The 12,705-nt window shown below is 63.3% G+C and carries 8 protein-coding genes; 4 read left to right on the top strand and 4 right to left on the bottom strand.

The annotated features are described in order from the left end of the window. The coding region (locus tag JOZ76_RS06370; RefSeq protein WP_291697781.1) for an SDR family NAD(P)-dependent oxidoreductase at positions 1–480 on the top strand (480 nt) is incomplete at its 5' end. 130 nt (positions 481–610) lie between these two features. Here JOZ76_RS06370 and JOZ76_RS06365 read toward each other — a convergent pair. Together JOZ76_RS06365 and JOZ76_RS06360 are read right to left on the bottom strand one after the other, a co-directional pair. Continuing rightward, positions 611–2,224: a rhamnogalacturonidase gene (locus JOZ76_RS06365; protein WP_291697780.1), complete on the bottom strand. Its 1,614-nt coding sequence runs from the start codon at positions 2,222–2,224 to the stop codon at positions 611–613. 22 nt (positions 2,225–2,246) lie between these two features. Beyond that, entirely contained in the window at positions 2,247–2,603 is a 357-nt protein-coding gene (locus tag JOZ76_RS06360) for a hypothetical protein (RefSeq protein ID WP_291697779.1), read from the bottom strand. A gap of 363 nt (positions 2,604–2,966) precedes the next feature. Here JOZ76_RS06360 and JOZ76_RS06355 point away from each other — a divergent pair, with 363 nt between their 5' ends. Further along, entirely contained in the window at positions 2,967–5,978 is a 3,012-nt protein-coding gene (locus JOZ76_RS06355; protein ID WP_291697778.1) for an AAA family ATPase, read from the top strand. A gap of 40 nt (positions 5,979–6,018) precedes the next feature. Here JOZ76_RS06355 and JOZ76_RS06350 read toward each other — a convergent pair whose 3' ends face one another. Together JOZ76_RS06350 and JOZ76_RS06345 are read right to left on the bottom strand one after the other, a co-directional pair. Next, positions 6,019–9,204: an FAD-dependent oxidoreductase gene (locus tag JOZ76_RS06350; RefSeq protein WP_291697777.1), complete on the bottom strand. Its 3,186-nt coding sequence runs from the start codon at positions 9,202–9,204 to the stop codon at positions 6,019–6,021. Positions 9,205–9,496: 292 nt separating this feature from the next. Then, on the bottom strand, positions 9,497–10,381 hold the full coding sequence (locus tag JOZ76_RS06345; RefSeq protein WP_291697776.1) for an N-acetylmuramic acid 6-phosphate etherase: 885 nt from the start codon (positions 10,379–10,381) through the stop codon (positions 9,497–9,499). A gap of 259 nt (positions 10,382–10,640) precedes the next feature. On the opposite strand from JOZ76_RS06345, the gene JOZ76_RS06340 reads away from it, so the two are divergent. Together JOZ76_RS06340 and JOZ76_RS06335 are read left to right on the top strand one after the other, a co-directional pair. Continuing rightward, a complete protein-coding gene (locus JOZ76_RS06340; RefSeq protein WP_291697775.1) occupies positions 10,641–11,108 on the top strand; it encodes a tripartite tricarboxylate transporter TctB family protein in 468 nt (155 codons plus the stop codon). 1 nt (position 11,109) lies between these two features. Further along, positions 11,110–12,672: a tripartite tricarboxylate transporter permease gene (locus JOZ76_RS06335; protein ID WP_291697774.1), complete on the top strand. Its 1,563-nt coding sequence runs from the start codon at positions 11,110–11,112 to the stop codon at positions 12,670–12,672. Positions 12,673–12,705 lie beyond the last annotated feature (33 nt).

The raw sequence follows: 12,705 nt of genomic DNA, 5'->3' as shown, positions 1-12,705 counted from the left end.
GCCTGGCCGCACATGGTCGCACAGCGGCATGGCAAGATCATCCTCACGACGTCAGTCGTCGGCCTGTTCGGCATGCGTGGCCAAGCCACCTATGCGGCGGCCAAGAGCGCAGTGGTCGGATTGATGCGCATTCTTGCAATTGAAGGTGCAGAGCACGGCATTCTCGTGAACACCATTTCGCCGAACGGGTACACGAGGATGCACCCAGCGGCGGTTGCGGATCCGGCCTGGCTGAAACAGAGCGAAGCCACCATGCCGGTTGAGGCTGTTGCGCCGGCGATCGTCTGGCTGGCAAGCGACGGTTGTTCGGAGACGAACAGGATCTACAACGTGGAAGCCGGAGCAATCCAACGTATCGCTGTCGTTATGGGACCTGGCTTCTACGATCCACATCTGACACCCGAGAGCATCGCCGAGAACTACGCAAAGGTCGAATCGATCGAAGGCTTCTCTGAGCCGGGTCCGTTCGAGCCGGGGTAATGGCGGTAGGCTTTGCTGACGTTGCTTTATCCGGAAAGCTTTGCGCGTTGCTCGCGTAGCCAAGTCTCTAGCGCGACTACGAGCGGACGACTGCATTCGTTGCGCACGTACGCGCCACTCCAAGCGGGCGTCAAAGCTGCAAGTGCGAGACCGCCTGCTCGATCGAGATGTCCCTGAGATCGCGGTTTCCGGTCGCCCGGAATCCGCTGACGTCGTTGAGCATCACCGCGGCTCCGCGAGATGCCGGCAGTTTAAGGTGATGCAAATCGGCACCATTGACATCGCCCAGCCAGAATGCCGGCCGCGCATCCGCAGCTACCGCGGCGAGTTCGACCCCGCTGAATTCGACGTTGCGCGCGTGACGAACATAAAAATGCTGCGCCGGCAACGGACCGAAGCGGGCGGGCTCCGGATATTCGGCCGGCCGTTCGGTCGGCTGCAAGGCCGCCGTCTCCGCACTCCCGCCCCCCTTCTGCAGGAAATAGCAATCGCTGATCTTGACGTCCTCGATCGGGTGATCCGCAATTCCGCTGAGGATCGACGGCATGTCGTTGTCAGGCGCATGGCAGGTGACGTTGCTGATCAGCACGCGCCTGAGGCTTCCGATCGCCATGCCCTCGGGCCCGCGCATGCGCGCGCCAAGCCGCAGGAACAACGGCGCGTTGCGAATGTTGCGCATCGTCAGGCCCGTCAAGGTGACGTCTTCGATGATGCCGCCATCCACAGTTTCAAGCGCAAAGCCGCGGCAGTCCTCGAAGATGCAGTTGGACAGGGCGATGTTCTTGAAGCCCCCATTGGATTCCGTGCCGCATTTGATGCGGCCGGTGCGCTGCCAGCCATGATCCTCCACGCCTTCGGCAAGCCGCTTGAAGCCGCCGTCGAGCAGCGAGCCGACCTGATAGCCGCCGGTCACATAGCAATTGGCGATGGTGACGTTTTCGGTCACCCGCGCATATCCCAGCGCAAAGGAGCTTTTTGGGCAGATCGCGTCATCCCAGGGCGAATTGACGCTGCAATTGGAGACGCGCACGTTCCGGCAGCAGTCGATGTCGATGCCGTCCCTGTTGGTGTCGATCTTCAGATTGTCGATGGTGAAATTGTCGACACCGGTGGCGAGGATCGCAAAATGGCCGCAGGCGAGCATCGAGAAATCGCGCAGGATGACATTGTGACAATTTTTTAGCGCGATCCCCTTGTTCCCGACGCCGGGCGCCTCCGCGATGGGAAGATCGGCATCGTCGTGGCCGCGGCTCAGGCCCCGCCCCCAGATCAGGCCGGGTCCGAGAATGGCGACGTCGTGAATGTTCTCACCCCAGATCAGGCTGTTGTGCCAGTGATTATGGCCAAAATCCTGAAAGGCCTCCCAGGGCGCGTTGCTCTCGGCCGCATCATAGCCCGAGGCGGTGCCCTCGCGTGGCGTGTCGGCCGCCAGAAGCGTGGCGCCCGCGTCGATATAGAGGACGACGGCGCTGGCCAGCCGCAGCGAGTAGCAGGCATAGGTCCCCGCCGGGACGTAGACGAGCCCACCTTTGATCGCAGCTTCCTGGATCGCGTGATTGATCGCCGGCGAATCAATGGTCTTGCCGTCACCGGTGGCGCCGAAGGCCCGGACGTCGAACATCGGCCCGGCGCCGGGCATGGGCGCGGCCTGCCCCCACGCCGACCGCGCAAGCGCCGGTGCGAGCAGAGCTGCCGCGCCAAGATTGGCGAGGAATCGTCGTCGGGCATTGTGGATGGATCGCATCGGGCACGGTCCCGCCGCATCATCAACGCGACGCGGCCATTCGTTTGAATTGCTGAACGGCCCAGCATGCGCGCTGCGGGATGACCGGGTCAAGCGCTGCCGTGTGCGCGCCCTCATCGCTTGAGCTGACGTTGCGGCCGGGCATCGCGCGCAGGTCTGCTCTTTCGCCGGTGCGCGTAGCTGCCAGTCTGCAGGAGATCTGCATGGCCGGATCAGACCAGCGCCGGGACGCCCGACGAAAAATTTGCCGGCTCTCGCGCCAGCAGCATTCTTCCTTCAATCCGGTACCATAGTCCTTGCCGCTCTCGTCATTCTGATCGAGCGAGCCGGCGCGGCATCGGGATAAGGGTGCGATGGGACGGCTCTGACTGTAACTCATGTTATGTCTTGCAGAGAAAGGCCCCCAAACCTGTCGGCCATGCATCGCGGCCCGGAGACTGCTGTTGCAAGGAGCCGGGTGCATGAATATCGTCACGCTTGCGGACGTCCGGCGGCTCATAAGCTTGCGGACAGGTCTCAAAACGGATCGTCGGCCGCGCACGCAGCAAGAAACGCAGCATGTCGAACACGGCGTCAACGACAGCGCCTTCGCGGCCCGTGGCCTGTACGAAGCCTACCGCAGGTCTGTGGGTTGCCGCCTCGCACCCATGTCGGTCAGGAGTTTCAAGCGCGCATGCATTGTGAGACGTGTGGACTTGAGAATCCCGCTGGATCGCCGATCTGCCGCGGCTGCGGTGCGACCTTGCACGCGCCGGCGCCGGATACGGCGGGCGAGCGCGGTTCGCGGTCAGATGCGCACCGGACCGAGCGACGTCAAGTGACGGCGTTGATCTGCGACCTCGTCGATTCGGTTTCTCTCACCGTAAGGCTCGATCCCGAGGACATGATGGATGTCGTCGACGGGTATCTGGCGGCCTGCGAAGAGATCATCGTCCGCCATGGCGGACATGTCAGCCAGTTCACGGGTGATGGCGCGCTGGCCTATTTCGGCTATCCGCGCGCCGACGAGGATGACGCGGCGAATGCGGTTCGAGCCGGCATGGAGATTCGTGATGCCGTGGGCCGGATCGGCCGCGAACTCGGAATCACGTTGCAGTCGCGCGTCGGCGTCGCCACCGGTCTGGTCGTTGTCAGCGATCTGATTGGCCGCCGCGGGAGCCGAGCGGTCGAAATCGTCGGTGAAACGCCGAACCTGGCCGCCCGTCTGCAAACCGTAGCCGCACCGAACACCGTCGTCGTCGCCAAATCGACGCAGCGGATGACCCACGGCGTTTTCAGCTACCGCGATCTCGGCACGTTTGCGCTGAAGGGATTTGCGACGCCGATTGAGGCCTTCGAAGCCGTCGAGGCGATCGGGGCAAGCCGTTTCCAGGCCCGCGCCCCCGGCAAGCTGACGCCCATGGTCGATCGCGTCGATGTCCTAGCCCTGCTGCTCGCTCGCTGGACGGAGGCGCAGTCGGGAAAAGGCCAAATCATCTTGCTTCACGGCGAGCCCGGCATCGGCAAGTCCCGGATCGTCGAAGAGTTGCGCAGGCACGCCGCCGAAACGTCGCATGAGCAAATGATCTGGTACTGCGGTCCTACCTACGCCGACAGTGCGTTGCAGCCCATCTCCCAGCAGATCGCGCGCCTCGCTGCCTTCGACCGCACCGACAGCGCGACGAGGCGACGCGAAAAGCTCGGCCGTGTGCTGGCGCGATACGGGGTGGCGAGCCCGCTCAGCCAGGCAGTGCTCGCCGATCTGATCGGCGTCCCGGCCGAGGCCGGGACGCCAATCGACGTCATGACCCCCGACAAGCGCAGGGAGGTCACGCAGGACACGCTGCTTGGGATCATGGAACAGTTGGCGACGTCGCGCCCCGCCATGTTCGTGCTGGAAGATGCGCATTGGAGCGACTCGACCACGCTGGAGCTGCTCGATCGCGCCGTTCGGATGGCCGCGGGCCGGCGTTGGCTGATCGTGGTGACTGCCCGGTCGGAATACCAACCTTCCTGGACCGGGGAGGCGAACGTCACCCATCTGCGGCTGGCGCGGCTGGATCGCGGCGATGCCGAGCGGATCTGCGTGCATCTTGCATCCGAAGCTTTGCCCACCGATGCGGTGCGGCAGATCGTGACCCGCTGCGACGGCATTCCCCTGTTTGTGGAAGAGATGACCAAGTCAGTGCTGGAGGCGACGGCGGCCGGTGTCGCAGCGGTCACGATTCCGATGTCGGTGCAGGATTCCCTGGTGGCTCGTCTCGACCGGTTGGGGCCGGCCCGGCGGATCGCCAATCTCGGCGCCGCGATTGGCCGCCGATTCAGCTATGAACTGCTCGCCGCCGTTGCCGCGCAGCCCGACGACGAATTGCGCGCGGGCCTTCGCGAACTCACCTTGTCGGGGCTGGTGGAAAGCAGCGGCGTTCCGCCCACCAGCACCTATCTGTTCAAGCACGCGCTGATCCGCGACGCGGCTTACGAGTCGCTGTCCAAGCGAGAACGTCAAGGCTTGCACGGAAAGATCGCCGCCGTGCTGCGGGAGCGTTTTCCCGAAACCGGTGAAACCGAGCCGGAACTGCTCGCCTATCATTTGAGCGAAAGCGGCGCGATCGCAGAGGCGATCCCGCTGTGGGCAGCCGCCGGGCAGCGTGCCGCCTCGCGCGCCGCGCATGTCGAAGCGGCTCGGCATTTCCAGACGGCGCTCGATCTGCTGAGCTCCTTGCCTGAGGAGAGCGGCCGCGTGGTGCTTAGATTGCAACTGCTGATCGGCCTTGCGGTCAGCCTCGCAGCATCCCGAGGCTACGCCGTTCCCGAGGTCGGAAGAGTTCTGGCTGAGGCGCGAGCGATCTGCGATGCCCTCGGCAACGTCGCCGATCTGTTCGCCGTCCTCCGCGGAATTTGCAGTTTCCTGATTGTAGCCGGGGATCTGGTTGGCGCCGAGGAAACGGCACGGCTCTGCCTGGGAATCGGCGAGCAGACCGGCCTTCCGGAGCATCGCATCGAGGGCGATTGCACGCTGGGCTACATCCTGTTCGTCAAGGGCGAGTTGGAAACGGCACGGCGGCATCTCGAAAAAGGAGTGCATGCCTATGCGAAGGAGGACGGCGCCCGGCTGCCAAGGGTCTCCTCTCAGGACCCGCTGGTGACAGGCCTCGCCTCGCTGCTGCAAGTGCTGCACGCGATGGGCGACGCGGCGGGTGCGGAGCGTGTCGCGGCCGAACTGGATGCACATGCGCGCTCGCTGGCGCGTCCCTTCGATCTCGTTTGGGCATTGTCGTGGCTTGCCTTCTACAAGCTCGCCCGGCGTGATTTCGTCGGCGCGCAGGCCGACGCGCAGGAAGCACTCGGCCTTTGCAAAGAGCATGGCTACCCTTTGTACCAGCTGGTCGCAAGCAGCCTGGAGGCCCATGCGCGCGGGTACCTTGGAGAGCCCAGGCTGGCCTTGGAAACAGCGCAAGGTACACTGCCCGCTTTCCAGAAACTTGGGATGCTGCATTTTTCCAGCTTCTATCTCGGAGAGGTGGCGGGCCTGCAACTCGCCTCGGGTGACCCCGCGGCGGCGCTGCGCACAATCGAGGCAGCGATAGAAGCAGCTCGCCGTCATGGCGACAGCTATTTCCTGTCGCCGCTGAATCGTCGGCGGGCCGAGATCCTTGCTCGCATTCCCGGCACCGCCCCCGAGGACGTGTCGGCTGCGCTTCGCGAGGCCATCGCCATTGCCGAGGCGCAAGGCGCCGCCGCTTTCGTTCAGGAGGCGGCAAAGCTGCAGCAATGACCAAAAGTCCCGTCGCAATGGGCCGAGATCGACGCACCGGTCATGCGATGGGGCTTGCCATTCCCACGGTGAAATCGATCTCCGCCCAGAACCCGAGCGTCGTGGTCAGGACCAGTTTGCCATCCGTCGGCGTGCCGAGACGGAGATCACGAATGAATGGATGACTGTCGAAGTCACCGAGTTCGAGCGACCAATTTCCGGACAGCAGCCGGAATTGCCCCGGCTTCATGTTTGTCACGGTGAGATCGCCCTGCAGCAATCTTTGGTAGCTTGCCGTAACAACGCTGTCCGAGGACCTCTCCTGTTTCAGATAAAACACCCGGGATGGAAAGCCGCCTGGGGTGGTGAGGAACTCCGGGATATCCGGATGGTCCGTCAGCTGGTTCAGCCGCGCGGCGTCCGCTCCGACGCAAGCCTGCTTGAAGAATTCGGCCGTCAATGCCGCCGCGCTCGCGGCGGTTGCGGGCCGATCGGCAGGTGAAGGCGGTTGGCTGGGCGTACCGGACAGCTTCAGCATCCGTTGCAGGCTGGCATGTTCCGTGGGCGCGAATTTCGCGATGGCGAGGGCCGACACCTCAAAAGGACCCCACGAAGGCGCCGTGTCCGGCAGGCTGATCGCCGCGTGGTATTTCGGATAGCCCCACACATCGCGCGCGGCGATGACGGACCAGGCATTGTCAACGAACAGATACGCAGGCACGAAGCCGACCGATGTCGGCAGCCAGCCGCCGGGTTCATAGCTGCCGACCAGAAGCCAGAAGCCGATGTCGGTCGCGGCGATGGTGCCTTGCTGCGAAAAGGGCGGCGTCAGTGCGCCGGTTTTGCGAGACTGCACAATGTTCAGGAACACCTGGGCGAGCAGGACGCGAAAACGCTGACCGCCTGCAACGACATTGTAGGACCGATCTAGAAAATCCTGGCAGGCGCACAGGCCGGCGGGGAAAAGGAAGGTGTAATACGTCGTGTCGTTGCAGAAATACGGCGGTGGCGGCAGCGTGTTCCACCCGGCGTAATTGATATAGCCGGGCTTGGTGACAGGCAGGGGCGACAGGTCCGCGATCCGGTCGGGTTGGGGTTTCATCGAAACGATCGGGATGTGGACGCCGGACAGCGCGGAAGCGGCGGCAAGGCCCGACATGGCCGCCACTTCCACGCAGCCGGCATTGATCTCCGCGACCATGGTCCAGTCGCCGGCCAGATACAGATTGGCGTAACCCGACTTGCCCGGCTCCATGCGATGGCGCAGCGTGCCGGGCAGACTGAGCACATAGCGGTCGCCGGGATTGATGTTGGCGCGCCAGTACTGATCGTCGAGCCTCGCCGGCCCGGCAAGATTGCGTGGCGAATGCAGCAAGTCCCAGCGGAATTGCTCGTCGCTGCCGATGTTGGTCCACAGCGTGTCAAGCCACGACGTCATCCAGTCCCGGGCGTCGCCCTTGACTTTATCCGCCGCGGCAGACGCATCATCCCGCGCCGCGTCGTCGGCCATGACTGCACAAAAATAGGCAATCGAGAGCGGAGCCGGTTCACCCCATGCCTCCGCGGGCAGCAATTGCGACATGTCCGAATAGGTGTCGAACGGCGGCTTGCAGGTGGTCACGATCGGACCCATGGTTTCGCGTGGCGGCTGGTCCAATGGATCACAATACGGCCCGCCGAGATCTTTCACTTCGGATCGGATCCAGAGCTGAAGCGCCTGGGTGCGCACGGTGGGAAGGTTTTCGATCATGTCCGCCCAGGCTGGCTGTTGAACCATCAGCGGCTCACAGATCTGGCGCAGCGCGCCGACCGGAATTGCCAGGATCACCTGGTCGAAATGCTGCCCAAGCTGCAGGCGCAATTCCGGCCCCGAAACCGGCGGCAACGGACGACCGTAAGAGTTCTCGAAATTATAACCTAATGCGGCCAGCCTCTCGCCATCCTTGATCTGCTCCCAGAGCGGCGACGAGGGCCAGCATTCGAAGCCATTCACCGGCGTCAGCGGATAGTATTCGCTCAGGCCCTCCGCGAGTTCGACCTGTCTGTCGATCAGGATGGTGCCGATCTCGTTGCCGTCGGGCGTCGGCTCGAGACGGGTCACCCTGCGGAAGAATTCGAATTTGACCCCGCGCTGCTTGAGCAATTGATAGAGCGGGGTGCAGATCGTATCGCCCATCCCGTAGACCGCCTTGAAGAAGAAGGCCCCCTTGAAGGTGAAAAACAGCCGCAGCAGGCCCTGGACGGCGGTGCATGCCGACACGCTGGGACGATCGCGTGAACCGTTCTGGTAGGCGAAGATGTATTCGTACAAGGCCGTGACGATCGCGTTGTTTGCTCCGTCCGGGTCCTGCTGCCTGAGGAAGTCCATGAACTCGTATCTGTCGAGAACCTCCAAGCCCTTCGTCAGACAGTCGTTCTCCAATATGCCGAGCAGCATGCACAGGGCGAGGTTGGCGAGCAGCAGGATGCGGCGCAATCCGGCTTTAAAGCCTCCCGTACCAAGATACTGCTTCACGAGCCCTTGATAGGCGCGCAGCAGCGCGATGGTGTCCGCCTCGGCCGTGCGGCGGACCGAGGCGACATGACTGTTCAGCCCCTCGCTGGCGGCGCTGGCCAACGACAGCAGGGGATGGCCGGTCGCATCGCTGTTGGATAGTTTCGCAAACCGGATTTGCTGGCCATGCGGCATTTGGGCGAGCGCAATTGCGGCTTCGATCTTGTGGTCTCCGGGCCAGTCCTCGCCGTAGTAGTTCAAGCCGTAGATGAGGGCGGCGATCGCTCGACGTAACAATTCGCCGAGAGGCGGCACGACGTTGTCGGGCGCCCACAAATCGTCGCGACCGGGAAAGTTCGATTTATCCGCGTCCGGCTCGAACCAAAATGGCCACGGCTGCCATTGCTCTCCGGATTTTTCCGAATAGAAGATCCTGTTTTGTCGCTTGAAGGCATCGGCAATCGTCGCCATTGGATGTGTCGAAGGCCGGTTCAGCGCCTTGAGAACGATGCGCATGATGGTGAAGGCGTTTTCATAGAAGCCGGCCCAGATATGCAGCCCATGCTCCTCGATGCGCTGGCCGTAATCGGCGTTGCGCCCGCTTGCGGTCTTGCCGCCGAGACGCCAGCCGAGCTGATAAACCGTGATATCGTATTTCTCGCCCTTGCGGTCTATCTCGGTCAAAGCGAAAGCCGCACTCAATGCCGACACTCCGCCGCCCAAAATCGCCACGCGCGCTCTGCTTTCGGCCATGCTCAATTTTCCTTCGGTGCGGCGATGCACAGCAGTTCAGATGAAGCAGAATGGCTTCATCTCGTTTCGAGCAGGCCGTCCGAGCGGTCGGGCATTCGCATGTGAAAAACAGGAGCAGCCCGGTCCAATCCGGACGTACCGTCGGTGCTGTCAGCGCGGTCAGATCATCAAAATGGCGTGTATCCTGCCTTCATAACAGCTCTTTTGCAAGGATTGCCCGGCGTCCAGACCCAGAACGCGCCCTTGCCGATCGGCATTGCGGATCGTTGCAGGCCCCGCCCCCGTCGTTCATTCACGGCCCGCGATCGGCTAGCACGTGACGGAGATTGCCGTGATGTCGGACGAGAAGAGCCTCGGCCTCCGCCTTGTCATATCCGAGCGCCAGGAGCGCGGCGGTCTTGATATTGCCCGCCGTCTCATCGAGGGCGCGCGCGGCCTCGATCTCGCTGCAGCCGGCAATCCTGATCACCATGGCCTCGGCGCGGCGCTTCAGCTTGGCGTTGGTCGGCGCCATGTCGACCATCATGCCGCGGTAGACACAGCCGAGCCCCAGCATCAGTCCGGTCGAGATCAGGTTGAGCACGATCTTCTGGGCGGTCCCGGCCTTCATCCGTGTCGAGCCTGCGATCAGCTCCGGGCCGGTCTCGATCAGGACCGGGTATCCCGCCTGCGTGAGCAGCGCAGTTCCCGGATTGCTGGCAACGCCGATCGTGACCGCGCCACGCGCGCGCGCCTCCTGCAGGGCCGCCACGGTGAACGGCGTCGTGCCGCTGGCTGAGACGGCGATCACGACGTCGTTTCCGGAAAGGTAGGCCGCATCGACCTGCCTGACGGCATCGGCGACATCGTCTTCGGCGCCCTCGATGCTGCTGACAAAAGCGCTCTCCCCGCCGGCGATGATGAAGTGGAGCCGCTCCTTGGGCCAGCCGAATGTCGGCTTCAACTCTGCCCCGTCCTGAATGGCAACCCGCGCCGAGGTGCCGGCACCGACATAGACCAGCCGTCCGCGCTCGCTGAGCGCCTCCCTTGCGGCACGGGTCCCCGCCGATATCGCCGGCAGCGCGCGCCCCACCGATGCGACCGCCGCGAGCTGGCCCTCCCACATCGCTTCCATCGCCGAGACCAGCGGCCAGGCGTCGAGATCAGCAAAACGAGGATCGACCTCTTCGGTAGCCATGGCTGAGCTCCGCTCCTTTCATGATGTGAAACGCGGAACGACGAGAGAGGTTCGGCCACACCGTCGGAGCTTTCGAGGCTCCCAAAGGCCGGCCAAACTGTCACCCATTGCGCAGGATTAAGTCCCCGCCTGCGGCTGGACGTGCGCCTGCGACGTCTGGCCGCCATGGAGACCAAGGCAAAAATATCAGCCGATCGTTGGTTGGACGGCCCACCAATGGTAACGATATCGGCAAGAACAAAATCCGGGAGGCGTCGGGGTGCAAAACCTGCTGAAAAAGAAGGACTTCTATGCCGGGCTGGTGATGATCCTGCTCGGGGCGGTGGTGACCTTGAATTCGACAACCTACAAGCTCGGCACGTTGATGCATATGGGGCCGGGCATGTTTCCGTTCATGCTGGGGATCATCCTGACTTTCGTCGGCATCCTGATCTTCGGGACGGGCGTGATCACCCCGCTTGAAGATGGTGAGCGGATCCTTCCCGAAAGCATGGAATGGCGCGGCTGGGCCTGCATCCTGGCAGGCCCGATCATGTTCATCATTTTTGGCAAGCTGTTCGGCCTGGTCGCCGCCACCTTCATGTGCGTCTTCGTCTCCGCGCTCGGCGACCGCAACGCGACATGGAAGGGCTCGGCCCTGCTCGCCGCAGGCATCACGGTCGCCGGCACCCTGCTGTTCTCCTATGTGCTGAAAGTGCCCTTCCCGCCGTTCCGTTGGGGACTGTGAAATGCTCGCCACGGCCCTGACTGACCTCTGGTACGGTTTTGGCGTCGCCTTCGAGCCGCAAAACATCATGTGGTGCTTCGTCGGCGTGCTGGTCGGCAACATGGTCGGCGTGCTGCCGGGCATGGGCCCGCTCGCCACCATCTCGATCCTGCTGCCGCTGACATTCGGCATCAAGCCGGTCGGCGCCATCCTGATGCTGTCGGGCGTGTTCTATGGCGCGCAATATGGCGGCGCGATCTGCTCGATCCTGCTCAATCTGCCCTGCCATCCGCCGCATGCAGTGACCTGCCTCGACGGCTTTCCGCTGACCAAGCAGGGCCGCGGCGGCGCCGCGCTCGGCGTCACCGTGATCTCGTCCTTCGTCGGCGCATCCTGGGGCATCACGGAAATGATCTTCCTGGCGCCGGTCCTGGTGAGGGTCGCGCTGGAGTTCGGCCCGACCGAGATCTGCTCGCTGATGCTGCTCGGCCTGCTGGCGGGTTCGACCCTGGCGCGCGGTTCGCCGCTCAAGGGCATCGCCATGACCCTGGTCGGCCTCTTGCTAGGCATCGTGGGAACCGACATCGAGACCGGGACACCGCGCTTCACCTTCGGCATTCCCAGCCTGTTCGACGGCATCGAGCTGGTCGGGCTGGCGCTCGGGCTGTTCGGCATCGCCGAATTCATGAAGAGCGTGAACCAGTTTTCCGACATCAACACGCGCTACTCCAATGTTGGATTTCGCGACCTGCGGCCGTCGCGCGACGAGCTCCGCCGTTCGATCCCCGCGATGTTTCGCGGCACGCTGGTCGGCAGCCTGTGCTCGCTGATTCCGGGCACCGGTCCGACGATCGCCTCGTTCATCGCCTATGCGACGGAGAAGAAGGTTTCCAGAACGCCGGAGAAATTCGGCACCGGCATGATCGAAGGCGTCGCCAGTCCGGAGGCCTCGACGCACTCCTCGGTGCAGGGCGATTTCATTCCGACCATGAGTCTCGGCATTCCCGGCGACGCCGTGATGGCGCTGATTCTCGGCGCCCTGCTGATCCAGGGCATCGTGCCGGGCCCGCAGCTCATCAAGGAGCATCCCGACATCTTCTGGGGCCTGATCGCGAGTTTTTGGATCGGCAACATCATGCTGGTCGTGCTCAACGTGCCGATGATCGGCCTGTGGGTGAAACTGCTGATGATCCCCTACAAGTATTTGTATCCGAGCGCGCTGTTCTTCGTCGCAATCGGCGTCTACTCGACCAACAACGACATGTTCCAGGTCGGCGAAACCGTGGTCATCGGGCTGGTCGGCTATCTCCTGTTGCTGCTCGACTTTCACCCGGCCTCGATCCTGCTCGGATTCGTGCTGGGTCCGCGCTTTGAGGAAAATTTCCGCCGCGCCATGCTGATTTCGCGCGGCGACGCCTCAGTGTTCGTCACGCATCCGATCAGCGCGTTCTTCCTGTTTTTGTGCGTGGTGCTGATCGGGGCGCAGATCTATGTTCGGCTGCGCAAGCCGAAAATGGCTGTCATCGCGGATGGCTCGCCGGCGGGATTCGCCCGGCAGGAGTTCGCGCCGGGCTCGGGCGAGTGATGCGGCAGGTTGCTTGGTGAGCGGAGCTTCGGT

It is taken from the genome of Bradyrhizobium sp. (assembly GCF_019244115.1).
GTDB lineage: Bacteria > Pseudomonadota > Alphaproteobacteria > Rhizobiales > Xanthobacteraceae > Bradyrhizobium.
Note: the sequence above shows the minus strand (reverse complement) of the source record. Positions and strands in the feature narration are given on the sequence as shown.